Annotated in this window: 14 protein-coding genes; 6 read left to right on the plus strand and 8 right to left on the minus strand. The window is 63.2% G+C overall.

What is annotated here, in order from left to right; all coding sequences use genetic code 11:
* On the minus strand, positions 1–222 hold the full coding sequence (locus CHB90_RS00650) for a twin-arginine translocase TatA/TatE family subunit (RefSeq protein WP_089275886.1): 222 nt from the start codon (positions 220–222) through the stop codon (positions 1–3).
* Positions 223–415: 193 nt separating this feature from the next.
* Between CHB90_RS00650 and CHB90_RS00655 the strand changes: the two genes are divergently transcribed.
* On the plus strand, positions 416–1075 hold the full coding sequence (locus tag CHB90_RS00655; RefSeq protein ID WP_089275887.1) for a helix-turn-helix transcriptional regulator: 660 nt from the start codon (positions 416–418) through the stop codon (positions 1073–1075).
* A gap of 113 nt (positions 1076–1188) precedes the next feature.
* On the opposite strand, the gene CHB90_RS00660 is transcribed toward CHB90_RS00655, so the two are convergent.
* From CHB90_RS00660 to CHB90_RS00680, 5 genes are all read right to left on the minus strand, one after another.
* Entirely contained in the window at positions 1189–1704 is a 516-nt protein-coding gene (locus CHB90_RS00660; protein ID WP_089275888.1) for a hypothetical protein, read from the minus strand.
* A gap of 272 nt (positions 1705–1976) precedes the next feature.
* Positions 1977–2879, minus strand: a complete 903-nt coding sequence (locus CHB90_RS00665) for a fructose bisphosphate aldolase (protein WP_089275889.1) — start codon at positions 2877–2879, stop codon at positions 1977–1979.
* Positions 2880–3009: 130 nt separating this feature from the next.
* Positions 3010–4359 (minus strand): cytochrome P450, encoded by a 1350-nt coding sequence (locus tag CHB90_RS00670; RefSeq protein ID WP_089275890.1) that lies wholly within the window; start codon positions 4357–4359, stop codon positions 3010–3012.
* Complete coding sequence (locus CHB90_RS00675; RefSeq protein ID WP_245823101.1) at positions 4356–5684, minus strand: hypothetical protein; 1329 nt, start codon at positions 5682–5684, stop codon at positions 4356–4358. Before CHB90_RS00675 ends, CHB90_RS00670 begins: the two co-directional genes overlap by 4 nt.
* A gap of 105 nt (positions 5685–5789) precedes the next feature.
* Positions 5790–6521: a ceramidase domain-containing protein gene (locus CHB90_RS00680; RefSeq protein ID WP_170940949.1), complete on the minus strand. Its 732-nt coding sequence runs from the start codon at positions 6519–6521 to the stop codon at positions 5790–5792.
* A 308-nt stretch (positions 6522–6829) separates the two neighbouring features.
* Between CHB90_RS00680 and CHB90_RS00685 the strand changes: the two genes are divergently transcribed.
* The 3 genes from CHB90_RS00685 to CHB90_RS00695 are packed head-to-tail and all read left to right on the plus strand — an operon-like array spanning position 6830 to position 9221.
* On the plus strand, positions 6830–7387 hold the full coding sequence (locus CHB90_RS00685; protein ID WP_170940950.1) for a Tgt2/MlaC family protein: 558 nt from the start codon (positions 6830–6832) through the stop codon (positions 7385–7387).
* Positions 7388–7395: 8 nt separating this feature from the next.
* Positions 7396–8106 carry an ABC transporter ATP-binding protein gene (locus CHB90_RS00690; protein WP_089275893.1) on the plus strand — a complete coding sequence of 237 codons (711 nt, stop codon included), beginning with the start codon at positions 7396–7398 and terminating at the stop codon, positions 8104–8106.
* Positions 8103–9221 (plus strand): ABC transporter permease, encoded by a 1119-nt coding sequence (locus CHB90_RS00695; protein ID WP_089275894.1) that lies wholly within the window; start codon positions 8103–8105, stop codon positions 9219–9221. Before CHB90_RS00690 ends, CHB90_RS00695 begins: the two co-directional genes overlap by 4 nt.
* 17 nt (positions 9222–9238) lie before the next feature.
* On the opposite strand, the gene CHB90_RS00700 is transcribed toward CHB90_RS00695, so the two are convergent.
* On the minus strand, positions 9239–9991 hold the full coding sequence (locus CHB90_RS00700; protein WP_089275895.1) for a cytochrome c biogenesis CcdA family protein: 753 nt from the start codon (positions 9989–9991) through the stop codon (positions 9239–9241).
* Between the two features lie 110 nt (positions 9992–10101).
* On the opposite strand from CHB90_RS00700, the gene CHB90_RS00705 reads away from it, so the two are divergent.
* The gene (locus CHB90_RS00705) at positions 10102–10323 is read left to right on the plus strand and encodes a sulfurtransferase TusA family protein (RefSeq protein WP_089275896.1); all 222 of its coding nucleotides are present in this window, start codon (positions 10102–10104) and stop codon (positions 10321–10323) included.
* 290 nt (positions 10324–10613) lie between these two features.
* The gene (gene map, locus CHB90_RS00710) at positions 10614–11363 is read left to right on the plus strand and encodes a type I methionyl aminopeptidase (protein WP_089275897.1); all 750 of its coding nucleotides are present in this window, start codon (positions 10614–10616) and stop codon (positions 11361–11363) included.
* A gap of 132 nt (positions 11364–11495) precedes the next feature.
* On the opposite strand, the gene CHB90_RS00715 is transcribed toward map, so the two are convergent.
* On the minus strand, positions 11496–14822 hold the full coding sequence (locus CHB90_RS00715; RefSeq protein ID WP_089275898.1) for an Rne/Rng family ribonuclease: 3327 nt from the start codon (positions 14820–14822) through the stop codon (positions 11496–11498).
* Between the last annotated feature and the right edge of the window lie 413 nt (positions 14823–15235).

Below are 15235 nucleotides of genomic sequence, written 5' to 3' on the forward strand. Positions count from 1 at the left end.
TTACGCCTTGTCTTTCTCGTCTTCCGGGGTGACGTCCTTGGCCTCATCGGCCTTTTTCTGTTCTTCCAATTCTTCGGTGCTTTCGCTCACGCCCTTCTTGAAGGCGGTGATGCCTTTGCCCACTTCGCCCATCAGCGAAGAGATCTTGCCGCGACCAAACAGGACCAGCACGACAACCGCGATCAGCAGAAGGCCTGGAAGGCCGATGTTTCCGATACCCATGATGTCTCTCCTAACGTCGGCGGCGCCGCAAACGGGGGCCGCGCATCAATGCCACTGCCGCTATCTATAGGCTCTGCCGCGCTGCGAAAAGCGCCAAAGCGCCGCGAATGGCCACTCGTTTTGTCATGACCTTGTCAGTTGTCAGGTTTTTGTCAGTATGGTCGGCGCACGGATGCCGGAAAGGGGATGCGCGATGAATCGGAAAGACCGACTGTATGCCCTGACCCAGCGCCTGCGCGACGGTAAATTGCACACAGCAGAGGCGATGGCGCAGGATCTCGGGGTGTCGGTGCGCACGATCTACCGAGACATGGAAACGCTGGCCGCGTCCGGCGTGCCGGTCGAGGGCGCGCGCGGCTATGGCTATACCGTGCAGGCGGCCATCACCCTGCCCCCGTTGAACCTGACCGAAGAAGAGCTGGAGGCGCTGCATCTGGCCCTTGCCGCCCTTGGCGCATCGACCCTGCCGGAACAGGCCGCCAGCGCCCGCAGCCTTGCCGCCAAGATAGAGGCGGTCCTGCCAGAGGATTCCGGACCCGCCCCTGCGCCCTTCGGCTTTGCCACCGACCGCTTTGCCGAAGCGGCGCGCGGCTTTGTGCATATGCCGGCCATCCGCGCCGCGATCCGCGCGCGCCAGCGTCTGCGGATTGAGACCCGCGAGGGGGTGCATGTGCTGCGCCCGCTGCATCTGGATTACTTTGGCCGGATCTGGACCTGTGTCGGTTGGAACGAAACAGAGGCGCAGTTTCTCAGCCTGCGGATCGACAGGATCGACAGGCTCACGCCCTTGCCCGGCCTCTTTGTCGATGAACCGGGCAAGACGCTGGCCGATTGGCGAAAACAATCGGGGTGAGCGGGTTTGAAACGCAAGTGACCCCGGCGCTGGGAGCGGGCACCGGGGTCGATCGGGACTGACGCGGCAATGGGTGGGACGTGGGGATGTACCGCGTTTGGGACAGCCCGAAATCAGTATTTGTGGGTCGTGCCGCCAGAGTATCCGCCTGTGTAGCCACCAGTGTAACCGCCGGTATGGCCGCCAGTGTAGCCACCGGTATAGCCACCCGTGTGCCCGCCAGTATAGCCGCCTGTGTAGCCACCCGTGTGCCCGTTGTCCTTCTTGTAGCCGCCGTCATAGCCGCCATTGTAGCTGGTCTTGACGTCCTGATAGCCGCTTACGATGCAGGACCAGGGCGCGCCCTGGTCACCACCGATCTTGATGACTTCACGCGACAGGGTCGAGTATTTCTCGGTCACGGTGGCATAGGTCTGCACGCATTCCATGTGACCGATATAGGCGGTGTTCCAGTCGGCATAGCCGTAGGAGTCGTGCGCCGCCGTGGTCCAGGTCTGTATGGTCACGATCTTGGCGTGCTGCTGGGTCGGGCCATAGCCCATGGCAGTGATCTTGTCACCCTGATCGGCGACAGCTGCGGTTGCGGTCAGCGCGAGGGCTGCGAAAGCAATCTTGGCAAAGGTTTTCATGGGTTTGTTCCTTGGGAAAATGTGGGCAGTCTGGATAAAACGGGGCTTGGTCCATCCGGTCAGCGGCTTGAATGCGCGTGTTGCTCCGAACGTCGTAACTGAGACGCAAGATAGCCGCCAATCCTTGGCCGCATCAGTGAGGAAAACCCCCACTTCGGCGCAAGCGGCTGATATAAGGGGGCAAATTCATGAAACCCATACAGGTTAACAGCAAAAAGCCCCGCTTCCGGTCAGGAAACGGGGCCAGCACTGTGATCAATTCGAGAGGCGGATCAGATCGACGCGCGATAGATCTTGTCGATGTTGGCCCCCAGGGCCGCGTTGAAATCCGCGTCCGACAGTTGCTTGCTCAGCCCTTCTGACAGCGCGCGGCTGAAAGAGGCAATCATCTTGGGCTGGCGCGCCAGACGTTCGCAGGCCTCGTCGGTGGAGTATCCGCCCGACAACGCCACAACCCGGATCACGCGCGGATGGTCGGCCAGATCGTTGTACAGCCCATCCTCGGTCGGGATGGTCAGCTTAAGCATGACATCCTGACCTTCGGCCAGCTTGTCCAACTGGGCGGCAATCTCAGCCTTGAGGATCACCTCTGCCTCTGCCTTTGTCGCCGCATGAATGTCGACCTCGGGTTCAAGGATCGGCACAAGGCCCGCCGCCAGAACGGTCATGCCCAGTTCGAATTGCTGGGCGACAACGGCCTTGATGCCGTCTGCGTTGGCCCCGTGGATGACAGAGCGTTCCTTGGTGCCGAAGATGCCAAAGTCGGCGGCCTCCTTGAGGGTCTCCTCAATGCCAGGGATCGGCTTCATCAGCTGCACGCCGTCGGCCTTGTCCTCCAGCCCCTTGTCGATCTTGAGGAAGGGCACGATGCCCCGGTCGTCCCACAGCGCCTGTGCGGTGGGCTTGCCCTCGACCTCGGCGCGCATGGTGCGCTCAAACAGAATCGCGCCCAGCACCTTGGCGTTGGTGAAATCCGGGGCGGTGATGATGCGTGAGCGCATCTTGTGGATCTCGGCATACATGGCGTCTTCGCCTTCGTAGCTGTCCTCGGTCACGCCGTAGAGCCGCAGCGCCTTGGGCGTAGAGCCGCCGGACTGGTCCAGCGCGGCAATAAAACCGCCGCCTGTGCGCATTTGCTCGGTTTGTTTGGAAAAAGTGGCTGCGTCCTGTCCCATGAGACCCTCTTATGATGAGATGAAAGGCTTTTGCGCTTTCGATACCGCAGGGGACCGGACCGGTATAGTGGGCGTCTGACCTGATAACGCTAACTGTGACGTGGAGGCGATTTTTCGGCGAAAAATCGTTTCACCGCCGGTCGACCTTGAGCCATATCCCGTCTTTCGCCCGCACCGTCAGATGCGCCTCCGGCACCGGCACCTTGCCCGCGACCGGGGTCACGCGCAAATCACGCAGCAAGAGCGACAGCAGCAGCACGCCTTCGACCATGGCGAATCCCGCCCCCGTGCAGACCCGCGGGCCGGCGGAGAACGGGATATAGGCCTCGCGCCCGCAGGTCTTGCCGTTCTCGGTCTGCCAGCGTCCGGGGTCAAAGCCGTCCGGGTTGTCCCACAGCCCCTCATGGCGATGCAGGTGCCACGGGCTGAGCACCATCTGCGACCCTTTTGGAATGTCGCGGTTGCGGAACCGTTCCGGGCAGGTCGCTTCGCGCACCATCATCGGCACCGGCGGATACAGGCGCAGCGCCTCACGGAACACATCGCGGCTGACCCGCAGCTTGGAGATGTCGGAAAACGCGCAGGTCCGCAGCGCCTGCGCCTCTGTCGCCACCTTTTCCTGCCACTCCGGGTGAGTCGCCATCAGGTACAAGGCCCAGCCAAGGGCGGAGGCGCTAGTTTCATGCCCCGCAAGGAAAAAGATCGCCACCTGATCGACCATTTCTTCGGCGGTGAACCCCTGCCCCGTCTCGGGGTCGCGTGTGGTCATGATCTTGGTCGCCAGATCGTCGGGCGCGGTGCCCGCCTTGATCGCGGCCAGACGCGCCTCTGTCAGACGGGTGATCAGGGTGCGGATGCGCCGGGCAGCCGCCTTGGTGTCGCGGCGGAAAAACCGGGGCATCCAGCGCGGCACCGGGATGAAGGCGGCGAGGTTCAGGATCGGTTGCGTGCGCTGGTAGGCGCGAAATTCGTGAAACACCTCTTGCGCGGTTTCATCCTCGATCGGGATGGAAAACAGCGTGCGAAAGATCACGTCCGCCGCCGCGTGGCTGGCGATCTCCTCGACCTCCACATCCTGTCCCGCCTGTGCCGACAGCCGGTCCAGCGCCGATTGCGCCGCCGCCCACATCGCCGGATAGGTTTCGCGCAGGCGTCCCCCCTCAAAGGCGGGGTCGATGATCCGCCGCTGCCGCTGCCATGTGGCGCCATTGGTCAGGAACACCGAATTGCCCAGCAGCGGGCGCAACCCTTCGCTGATGCGGCCCGATTTGGGGAAATCCATCGGGCGTTCCTTCAGCACCGTCTTGACCAGATCGGGCTGGTTCAGCAGGTAAGAGCGAAAGAACGGCGTGCGGAATTCTGCCATCTTGGCGCGGTACAGGCGCGCGGGCTGCGCCGACAGGATGTCCTGCCGGAACAGTTTGATATAGCGCCACAGCGAAACCCGATCAGGCCGCGCCGCCGGTTTCGGAGGGATCATGCCGCAATGCTCGTGTATTTTGACACCGGCACGTCGATCCGACTGTTGGAGGGCGGGCGGTCCGCATAGCGGGCGGCCAGCGACAGCGGTCCGGCGGTGATGCGGAAGTAATCATAGTCCCGTGGCCGGTCAAAAGCGCAGAGATACTGGAAATGCAGGCGAAAGAACTTCCACCGCAGTTCCTTCCACCGTTCGGGGGACAGGGACCGGGTAAATTGCGCCGAAAACACCAGCGGCCAGCGTTTGTTCTCGGGTGCCACGCCGGACACGCTGACCGGATCACATAACGCAAAGGCACAGCCATCCCCCGGCGCGGTGACATCGACCCATGTCATCTCGTCCCGTGCGCTCAGATACCGCAGATCCGCCCGCAAACGATGTGCGCCGCGCAAGAACGACACCATGGGCACCACCTGCCCCAAACTGAGAAAGGCCAGTTTCGGCCCGTTCGCCGGGACGCGGCCCGCGCGGATCAGATCGGCCAGAATCGACACCGCAAGATGCGCGCCAGAGGAATGGCCCACCACCAGCACCTCATCCACGTCATCGGTCAACGCCTTGGCGATGATCTCACCGAAGTCCGCCATGCGCGCCTCCAACTCGGGCGGGTTGGCGCCGTGATAGCGGGCGGAATAGGCGTAGTCGTGCATCAGGTAATAGGCAAAGACCTTGCCGTCTTTCTTCTTGAACCAACGCAGCAGGGTCCATGTGGTGACTGCCCAGACCACAAGTCCCGCAACCGTCGCCGCCGACCCAAGATCCATCCCAAGCCACCCTGCCAGACCCGCTGAAAGCCCGCCAATGACGGCAAACCCGGCCCAGCCCAGCAGTATCGCAATGATCAATTGCAGCAACAGCATCCCGATCGGGTAAAGCGCGGCAATCACCGGCCCCTTGCGCAGCAACATCAGCCGTCGCAGCGCGCCGGTTGCGATGTATTCCCAGGCGGTGCGGACCAGTTGCGCATAGGTCGCGGGGATCGAGGTCGACATGCTGTTGCGCACGATGTCGGACCAGACCAGAACCTCGACATCTGCCGTGACCGTCTTACCGTCCATCTCGCTGGTGACGTGCCAGCCATACAGCCCGCCGGTGCGCTTGGGGCTGAGGTCGATCCGATAGCCGGACACCTGCGCCTGGGCCGCGCCCTCCTTGCGGTACAGCTCGCGGTAGCGACGGGGATGAATCGGATCGTAGCCGGGGATGTAGAACACCCTGCGCCGTGACACATCCTGCGGTTTTTCGGCCCGTGGTTCGTCGGCCCGTAGCTTTTCGAACTGTGGTTTTTCGAACTGTGGTTTTTCAGTCTGTCCAGTGCCCATCATTCGCACCTCTTTGTTGCGAACAGGGTATGCCGGATTTTCGGCAAGAGTAAGGCGGCCTCAGGGCGGGACGGATGCGGATGCCGCCCACCGGCCCCGGGAATGCCATCACGCCCCGCGAACAGCCACCCCATGATCCCTGGAGTGTTGGGCAGGCGGCGACCTGTGCGACGCATAGGCCTCGATCAGATACCAGAACACCAGGCAGTTCGTGACGTGCCACATGAAATGCGTCCCCGTCGGGATCGCCTCACACAGCCGCATGTCCAGACTACGGAAAAGCAGGGCAAGTCCGAACAGGCCGACACCCAGCCCAAGCCTCAGCAGCGACGGATGTCGGGCTTTCCAGATGAACCAGAAGACGCTGGCGCTCATCAACGCGGCGGGGAAATACTGCGCCGATCCACTGAAACCGGAGGTGATGGCAAGCGGTGTCGCCCGCACAAGATCGCCAGAGGCCAGCGCGATCCCGGACCCCATGACGCTGAGGCTGAACAGTGCGGCATAGGGCAGGCTAAAGCTGTCCGGCGCAAAGCGCCGCAGCGCCAGAAGGCCGTAGACTACAACAAAGGACCAGATCGGGACCACATCCGCAATCTCTGCCCAGACGGTCGCATAGGTGTGCAACAGGAACGATCCGACCCCGATAGAGGCCGCGAGGATCATCAAGATCGTCACCGACACGCTAAGTTGGCCACGGCGCCACAGCAAAACGAACCCGACAATCGCCACCAGCACAACGACAAGACTGGACACCGCATTGAGCGGCTCGGCCCAGAACTCGGGAGAGGTCCGCTCGCAGTATAAACTTGTGCTGGGGGCACTCAGGTCAGGAAACACGGTCAACTCTTCAAGGTTGTCGGCCCGGATTCGGACGGACCAAACCCGTTTGCCGCAGCCCGGGCACGCTGGCAACTCCGGAATAGAAATTGCAGCCGCGACCGATTTGCACTATCCAATTTTCGAATGTGATCAGAACGAGGCGGAAGCCTATGATAAATTTACGGGAATTTTCGTTCGTGGCCAGTCTTGACCTGCGGTCCCGCCCCGTTCCGTTCGGCCCCACGAACCTGTTCTCCAAAGCGCGCAATTGGTGTGTCGGTCCGCCGACCTGGACGCGCTTTGCCGCTAAGGCACGGATCCGGCCCATGACATTTGCGTTCATGATCGCTGTTTCAGGTGCGCTTGGCGCAACGGCTGCGTCGGCCGAGGATGCAGTGGCCTCTGTTGTCAGGATCTACACAACCACGGTTCAGACCGGCCAGTCGCCCAAGCGGCTGGCGGACCGGCTTGCGCCGTCGATCGACCTACAGACCCTGTCGTCAAAGATCCTGGGAAAAGCGTATGCCAGCGCAACACCGCAAGACCGCTCCGACTTCAACGCTGTCCTGCTGGAGGTGATCGCCTTTGAACTGAGCAGAAGACTGGGCAACGAACAGACTTTCACGGTTCTGCGGTCGCGGACTCTGAGCGGCGGGGACGTGGTTGTTCTGACCAAAGTCACAAAAAGCGACGGCTCTGAAAAGAGCATCGACTGGAAGATGCGGCCCTGCGGGTCGGTCTATTGCATCTACGATCTGCGCAGTGACAACGTATCCTTCAGCGTTGCGCGCCGCGACGAATTCAGCGCCCGGCTGCAATCGGCGGGTGGTTCGCTTGCCGGTCTGACAACCTCGCTGCGGGCAGAGATCGCCGCTAGACAGTGACCGCGCGTATGGACACCTCCCCGCTCACCGAACTGCGCCACTGCCATCGGACCTATGACCGGGGGCGTATTGTGGCGCTGAACGACGTGTCCCTGAAAATCGGCCATGGCGAACTGGTGTCGATCACCGGCCCCAGCGGCTGTGGCAAGTCCACGCTGCTTGACATCATGTGTGGCCTTGAGGAACCCAAGCCGGGTGAGGTGTTCTTTGACGGCCACCGCATTCAGGGGCGCAGCGCCTGGGCACGGCTGCGCGCGGCGCGCATCGGCTTTGTCTTTCAGACCTTTCACCTGATCCCGTCGCTGAGCGTGGCAGAAAACATCGAACTGGCGATGCTGACGCAAACCCGGACGCAACGTGCGCGTCGGGCGCGCGTCGCCGAATTGCTGGAGGTGCTTGGCCTTGGGTTGCGCGCCGCGCAGTTTCCGCTGGAACTGTCGGGCGGCGAACGGCAGCGTGTCGCCATCGCGCGGGCCCTTGCGAACAGGCCCGGACTGGTCATCGCCGATGAACCGACCGGCAGCCTCGACTCCAAAAGCAGCGCGCAGATCGTCGACCTGCTGGAGGGGTTGCAGCGCCAAGAGGGCATCACGGTCGTGATCGTCACCCATGACCCCAACATCGCCGCCCGCTGCGACCGACGGATCAACATGTGCGACGGCCAGATCGTCTCTGACCTGACAACCGCGCCGCTGCGGCCCGAGGGGGCAACCCCATGAACCTGGCCACCCTGCCCTGGCGCAGCCTGACCGCGCAACGCGTGCGATCCACATTGACCGTGCTGGGCATCGCGGTGGCCGTCGGGGCCTTCATCGCTCTGACCGGCCTGACGCGCGGAATACAGCATTCCTTTGATACCGGGATCGGCGACACCGGGGCGGATTTCGTGGTCAGCCAGCGCAATACCTACAGTCTGGTCAGCAGTTCCGTCGCTCAGGACTTCGACGAGGCCTTGTCTGCCGTTGCCGGGGTCGATCAGGTATCAGGCGTGGTTCTGACCGTCGCGGAACTGGACGAAAGCGCAAACATCTTTGTCACCGGCTGGCCAAGCGGCAGCTTTTTGTGGTCCTCGCTTGACCTGTATGAGGGAAAAGCGCCGGATGGCCCGCGTGAGTTGGTCCTTGGCCGGTCGATTGCCCGCGCACTGGGCAAGACCGTGGGGGACGAGGTCAACCTGCAATATGAGACCTTTGTGATTTCCGGATTGTCGCGGTCGGACTCTGTCTTCAACCAGAACATCGCGATCACGCAATTGCCTGTCCTCCAGGACCTGTTGGGACGCCCGGGGACCGTCTCGCTGTTTCAGATCCGCCTGTCGCGTCCGGTGACACCAACCGTGGCGGAAGAGGTCCGTCTGGCCTTGGCCGCCGTGTCGCCCCTGCTGGACATCAGCGACAGCGAGTCTTTCGCCGGGAACATGCGGTTCGAGCAAACCCTTGGAACCATTGCCTCTGCCGTGTCTCTGGTCATGATCCTCGCCTCGTCGATCCTGGTGGCCAACACGTTGCTGATGTCGGTCTCAGAGCGCAGTCAGGAATTTGGCATTCTGGCAGCCATCGGCTGGACGCCCGGCATGATCCGCGCGCTGGTGGTGTCAGAGGGGCTGATGATGTGCATGATCGGCAGTATCGCGGGCGTCGGTCTGGGCATCGGTGCGATGTACGTCGTGTCGTGGATGCAGGTGTTTGCCGGGTTGCTGGAACCCTACATCACGCTGGGCATTGTGGGTCAGGCCACAGGCTGGGTCTGCCTTGTCGGCACGGCGGCAGCGTTTTATCCGGCGTGGCGTGTCACGCGGATTGCCCCCTCGGCGGCGCTGCGCGGGTTGCGCTGACCCGGGATCAGCCCAGATCAGCCCAGAGTGGCCAGCGCCGGAAAGGTTTCCAGCAGCCAGAACGACAGCGACGAGAACCCGCCCGTCAACATCAACAGGCCGATGGTCCACAGCAAAAGACCCATGGCGCGCTCGATCTGTTCCATGTGCCGTTTCATCCAGCCCATGACCCCGGTCAGGCGCGGCAGGAAGGCCGCGACCAGCAGGAAGGGCACCCCCAACCCGATGGCATAGACCGCCAGCAGCAATGTCCCGCGCGCCACCGAGGCCTCGGAGGCGGCAAGGCTGAGGATCGCGCCCAGTTGCGGGCCGATACAGGGTGTCCAGCCAAAGGCAAAGGCGAGGCCCAGAATATACGCCCCAAAGGCCGATCCGCCCCGGTCGCCCGCATCCAGCCGCGCCTCGCGGTCCAGAAAGCCGATCCGGTAGACGCCGACAAAATGCGCGCCAAAGATCATCACCACGATCCCGGCGGCGGTGTTGAGCCAGTCCTGATACTGGAGAAAGGCAAGGCCGACGGCGGAGGCGGCAAAGCCCATCAACAGAAAGACCGTCGAGAGACCCAGCACAAAGAAAACGGCAGGCAGCAGCGCCTTGTTCCGGCCCGCATCACGCGAGCCCAGATCAGTCACGGACACCCCGCTCATGTAGGCCAGATAGGGCGGCACCACCGGCAGCACGCAGGGGCTGAGGAATGAGATGACCCCGGCCACCAGCGCCACGATCATGGCGGGCAAGAGCGATGCGTCTATGATTTCGATTCCGAACATATCCCGGGTCTTAGGCCAAAGCGCGGGCGGCGTCACCTCGCAGCTGTGTCACATCCGCGTGCAATGTGGTCGCGCTTTTCTTCGGGCGGCCAAGGGGCTACATCCGGGCCATGACACATGAACTTGACGCGCTAGGACTGCTGTGCCCGCTTCCTGTCCTGAAGGCCCGCAAAAGGCTGCAGGGGCTGGCCTCTGGCGAAGTGTTGATCCTGCACACGGACGACCCCGCGGCGGTGGTGGATGTGCCGCATTTTTGTGCCGAGGCGGGGCATGTTCTGGACGGGTATGAAGAGGCGGGCAAGGCGATCACCTGGACGATCCGCAAAGGGTGAGCCGTGCGGCTGTCCACATGTGGACAGAACAGTGACGTCGCGTCTTCAATGGCTTACGGAGGCGAATTCACACATTGTTAGGTAAATCGCTGCTGATAGGCATGGGAAATATCCGTCCGCGCCCTGCCCTTGCCGTTCCCGGAGGTGTCTAGGGTCACGGTTTTAGCGACGGGGAAGAAAATGGGGAGTACGCTCCAGAAGGCCCGTCAGCGCGTCGGGTGCAGACTTTGAGTTGTGCGGACAGGTCGCACTTTCGATGCTACGCTGACCCAACAGCAGAAGGACGGGCAATGACGATCACCAAGCAGGAAGAGTTGGACGGGCTCAGAGAGATCGGCCGGATTGTCGCGAACACGATGCGTGTCATGGCACAAAAGATGGAGCCAGACATGACAACAGCGGATCTGGACGCAATCGGGCGCGAATTTATGGAGCGCGAAGGGGCGGTTTCAGCACCGCAATCGACCTATGGGTTTCCAGGTGCCACCTGCATCAGCGTGAACGAAGAGATCGCGCATGGGATTCCGGGAAAGCGCGTGATTGCAAAGGGCGATATGGTCAACATTGACGTCTCCGCTTCCAAAAACGGTTACTTCGCGGATACCGGCGCGACGTTTTGTGTCCCCCCGGTTGCCCCGTCTCTGGGCAAACTGTGTCGCGATGGACGGCGCGCAATGCAAATCGGGATTGCACAGGTTGGGCGGGATCGCCCGGTGGCCGGTATTGGCAAGGCCATCGGACGCTTTGCGTCGCACCGGGGGTACACTTTGATCAGAAACCTTGCGAGCCACGGCGTGGGGCGCGCCCTGCACGAATATCCCGAAGAGATCGCGACGTGGCCGACCCGTGGCGACAGGCGCCGGATCGGGAACGGTTTAGTCATGACTGTGGAACCCTTCCTTTCGAAAGGAGGATTGTGGGCAAACGAGGGACGCGATGGCTGGACTCTGTATAGCGAGCCGACCGCGCCTGTTGTGCAGTATGAGCACACAGTTGTGGCGACGGATCGCGGCGCCATTATCGTGACAATGCCCGGTTAATCCATTTCTGTCGGGTCGTTACGGCACCTGCACGCACATCCCCCCAGATCTTGAGGTCTTGTCCCCCGCCTGCGCGGAACAACAAAAAGCCCCGCGAAAACGCGGGGCTTTTTAATGTTCATTTGGTCCGGATCAGCTGCCCAGTGACCACCAGCCACGGCGCTTGGGCTTGTCGTCGGCCTCTGCGGGCTCCGGGGCCTCGGCGGCGGGTGCCGGTGTGGGTTCTGGTGTAGATTCGGGCGCGGGTTCCGGGGTGGGCGCGGGTTCGGCGCTGGCCACCTCGACGGGGGCCGGTTCCGCCTGTGCTTCCTCCGGTGCCGGTGCCGTTTCTGGAGCCGTTTCAGGGGCCGTTTCGGCGACCGGCGTTTCGGCGACCTCGGCAGCGGGGGCCGCCGGTTGCACCGGCGTCTCCGCCGCAATCGGCGTGCCGACCGCCTCGGCGATCACATCCGCAGCCTTGCGCCGCGTGCGGGCGCGCTTGGGCTTGGCGTCGGTGTCGGGCGCGGTGGCCTCAACCGGGTCCGGTGTCTTGTCCTCAGTCGCCTGGGCAACCACTTCGGGCGTCTCGGCGTCCGGCGTGGGTGCGTCGGCAGGCTGCGCATCGGCAACTGGCGCATCGGCAACTGGCGAAGCCTCTGCCACAACGGGCTCTGCCGCAGGGGCGGCATCGGCAGTTTCTGTCACGGTATCCGTGGACTTGCTGCGTGACCGGCGCGACCGCGTGCGGGTGCGCTTGGGTTTGGGCGCATCCTCGGCGGTCTGCGGGGCGTCGGCCCCTTCGACCGTCTCAGCCGTGTCACCGGCGGGCGCGGCCGTGGCCATTTCAGGCTGGCGCGCGTCATCATCCGACGAGTCACTGTCACCGTTGTCGCCGTTGTTGTCGCCGTTATCCCCATTCTCGCCGTTGTCCTTGGACTTCGACTTGCGCCGACGCCGACGACGGCGCTTTTTCGCCTTGTCGTCTTCGCCGGTCTCCTCCGCCTGCGGTGCGGCGGCAGGCGCGGCCTCGGGGGCTGTGGTCTCGACGATCTCCGCGTCTTCGATCTCTTCCTCGTAGTCCTCGTCCACCTGATCCATCAGCGAGGTATCGACGGAGACCACCGGCGCGGTCGCCTCTGGCACCACGCGGGTCGCGGTCTTGAACTTCTCCAGTGTGAAGTCGGGCGAGACCAGATGCGGTTCGCCCTCGATCCGGACCGACATGCCATAGCGCGTCTCGATCTGGAGGATGTGTTCGCGTTTCTGGTTCATCAGGTAGTTGGCGATGCCCACCGGGCATTTCACCAGCACCTCGCGCGAGCGGCGGCGCACGCCTTCTTCTTCGATCTGGCGCAGCACCTGTAGCGACAGATTGTCATCCGAGCGGATCAGCCCGGTGCCGTGGCAGGCCGGGCAAGGCTGGGTTGTCGCCTCGATCATGCCGGGGCGCAGACGCTGGCGCGACATTTCCATCAGGCCAAAGCCCGAGATGCGGCCCACCTGAATACGCGCGCGGTCTGTTTTCAGCTTGTCCTTGATGCGCTTTTCGACGGCGGCGTTGTTCTTGCGCTCATCCATGTCGATGAAGTCGATGACGATCAGGCCGGCAAGGTCGCGCAGACGCAACTGGCGGGCCACCTCTTCGGCGGCCTCAAGGTTGGTCTTGGTGGCGGTTTCCTCGATCGAGCCCTCTTTGGTGGCGCGGCCAGAGTTCACGTCGATGGCCACCAGCGCCTCTGTCACACCGATCACGATGTAACCGCCGGATTTCAGCTGCACGGTCGGGTTGAACATGCCGCCTAGGTAGGATTCGACCTGAAAGCGCGCGAACAGCGGCATCTGGTCGTGGTAGTGCTGCACGTTTTTGGCGTGGGACGGCATGATCATCTTCATGAAGTCCTTGGCGACGCGGTAGCCGCGTTCGCCCTCGACCAGAACCTCGTCGATCTCGCGGCTGTACAGATCGCGGATCGAGCGTTTGATCAGGTCGCCCTCTTCGTAGATCTTGGCGGGGGCGATGGATTTCAGTGTCAGTTCACGGATCTGTTCCCACAGGCGCTGGAGGTATTCGTAGTCGCGCTTGATCTCTGTCTTGGTGCGTTTCGCGCCAGCGGTGCGGATGATCAGCCCGGCGCCCTTGGGGACGTCGATGCTGGTGGCGATTTCCTTGAGCTTGGAGCGGTCGGCGGCATTGGTGATCTTGCGGCTGATGCCACCACCGCGCGCGGTGTTGGGCATCAGGACGCAGTAGCGACCGGCGAGCGACAGGTAGGTGGTCAGGGCCGCGCCCTTGTTGCCGCGCTCTTCCTTGACGACCTGCACCAGCATGATCTGGCGGACCTTGATCACTTCCTGGATCTTGTAGCGGCGCACGCGGGGTTTGCGGACCGGGCGGATGTCTTCGTGGGTGTCGTCGTCGGCAACGGATTCGATCGAGGCATCGCGGGCGGCGGCGTCGTCCTGCGCGTCGTCCTCGTCCTCATCTTCGTCGTCGCTGTCGTCGCGGGCGGTGTCCGCCGCGTCGGTGTCGGTCGTGTCCGCCGCAGGGGTGACGGCCTCTGCCTGAACCGGCGCGGCGACGGGCGCGGGTTCGCCTGTGTCGGTGGCTTCGGGATCTTGCGAGACCACGGCGGCCTCATCCCGGGTGCCTTCGGCGATGGGGCGCGGCGGGGTGGTGTCGGTCGTCTCGGGCGCGTCGTCTTCGTCCGGTGTTGCGGGCGGTGTTGCGGGCGGTGTTGCGGGCGCGGCGCTGTCGGCGGTGTCGACCGGGGTTGCGTCCTCTGCCGCAGGCATCGGCGTCAGATCCGCCTCGGGGGCGGCGGCGGGCGTGTCAGGTGCGACGGGTGCAACTTCGGGCGCGGTCTCCTGCGCGGAGGCCTGCGGTTCTACAGGGGCGGCGGCAGGGGTCGCCTCATCGGCGTCCTGCGGTTCCTGCACCGGGGTTTCGTGCACGGTTTCCATCGGCGACAGGCCCTCACCCGGCGCGCCGGTTTCGAGATCCTCATCAAGGTCGATGGTTTCCATACCGCTGATTTCACGCGGCTTTTGGTCTGCTGCCTGCTCGGGTCTTTGCTCTGCCGCGGCCTCTGCCGACGCGGGTTTATCCGCTGTATCGGACGGCTTGGAGGTCCGTTTGCGCGACCGCGAACGGGATTTCCGGGGTTTTTCTTCTTCCTCGGCGGCGGCCTTGGCAGCCTCTTCCTCTTCGGCCATCAGCGCCTGACGGTCGGCGATGGGGATCTGGTAATAGTCGGGGTGAATTTCCGAGAACGCCAAAAAGCCGTGGCGGTTGCCGCCGTAATCGACAAAGGCCGCCTGCAACGAGGGCTCGACCCGCGTGATCTTGGCTAGATAGATATTACCGGCGAGCTGCCGCTTGTTTTCAGATTCAAAGTCAAATTCCTCAACCTTGTTTCCGTCCACCACCACAACGCGGGTCTCTTCCGCGTGGGTGGCGTCGATGAGCATTTTCTTAGCCATGTTATCCGTTTGCACGGCGCACGCCTCCGCGGCCCAGGTGGGGCCCCGGAGGTTGCGGCGTGTCTTGTCTGGGCGAGATGGTGCGCGACGGCACGGCGGGAGCCATTGGTCCCTGCCTCGTGCCTGATGTCATTCGCGCGCTTCATCGCGGTTCTTCTCCGACGCCTGTCTTCGGCAAGTGAACCGAAGCGGCGCCCATTCATTGAGCCCGTCGCATGTTGCGGTCCGGGCGGGGTCTTTGGCCTTGCGGCCCGATCGGTCTGTCCGGGTCCGGTTTGTCAGGGTCCACGGTCAGCGAAACTGGTCGGCGCGGGGTAATACACACGCGGCCTGACCGCTAACATAAGGCGTGCAAAGGGGCAAAGACAATAGGTCATGTCGGGCGGGACGCTTACGCAAAGGGATAGGCCCCG

This window comes from Antarctobacter heliothermus, from assembly GCF_900188425.1.
Taxonomy (GTDB): Bacteria; Pseudomonadota; Alphaproteobacteria; order Rhodobacterales; family Rhodobacteraceae; genus Antarctobacter; species Antarctobacter heliothermus.

Excerpts from the sequence above, each read along its gene's own strand:
- CHB90_RS00650 (WP_089275886.1), bottom strand. The coding sequence starts at position 222 with ATGGGTATCGGAAACATCGGCCTTCCAGGCCTTCTGCTGATCGCGGTT.
- CHB90_RS00655 (WP_089275887.1), top strand. The coding sequence starts at position 416 with ATGAATCGGAAAGACCGACTGTATGCCCTGACCCAGCGCCTGCGCGAC.
- CHB90_RS00660 (WP_089275888.1), bottom strand. The coding sequence starts at position 1,704 with ATGAAAACCTTTGCCAAGATTGCTTTCGCAGCCCTCGCGCTGACCGCA.
- CHB90_RS00665 (WP_089275889.1), bottom strand. The coding sequence starts at position 2,879 with ATGGGACAGGACGCAGCCACTTTTTCCAAACAAACCGAGCAAATGCGC.
- CHB90_RS00670 (WP_089275890.1), bottom strand. The coding sequence starts at position 4,359 with ATGATCCCTCCGAAACCGGCGGCGCGGCCTGATCGGGTTTCGCTGTGG.
- CHB90_RS00675 (WP_245823101.1), bottom strand. The coding sequence starts at position 5,684 with ATGATGGGCACTGGACAGACTGAAAAACCACAGTTCGAAAAACCACAG.
- CHB90_RS00685 (WP_170940950.1), top strand. The coding sequence starts at position 6,830 with ATGACATTTGCGTTCATGATCGCTGTTTCAGGTGCGCTTGGCGCAACG.
- CHB90_RS00690 (WP_089275893.1), top strand. The coding sequence starts at position 7,396 with ATGGACACCTCCCCGCTCACCGAACTGCGCCACTGCCATCGGACCTAT.
- CHB90_RS00695 (WP_089275894.1), top strand. The coding sequence starts at position 8,103 with ATGAACCTGGCCACCCTGCCCTGGCGCAGCCTGACCGCGCAACGCGTG.
- CHB90_RS00700 (WP_089275895.1), bottom strand. The coding sequence starts at position 9,991 with ATGTTCGGAATCGAAATCATAGACGCATCGCTCTTGCCCGCCATGATC.
- CHB90_RS00705 (WP_089275896.1), top strand. The coding sequence starts at position 10,102 with ATGACACATGAACTTGACGCGCTAGGACTGCTGTGCCCGCTTCCTGTC.
- map (WP_089275897.1), top strand. The coding sequence starts at position 10,614 with ATGACGATCACCAAGCAGGAAGAGTTGGACGGGCTCAGAGAGATCGGC.
- CHB90_RS00715 (WP_089275898.1), bottom strand. The coding sequence starts at position 14,822 with ATGGCTAAGAAAATGCTCATCGACGCCACCCACGCGGAAGAGACCCGC.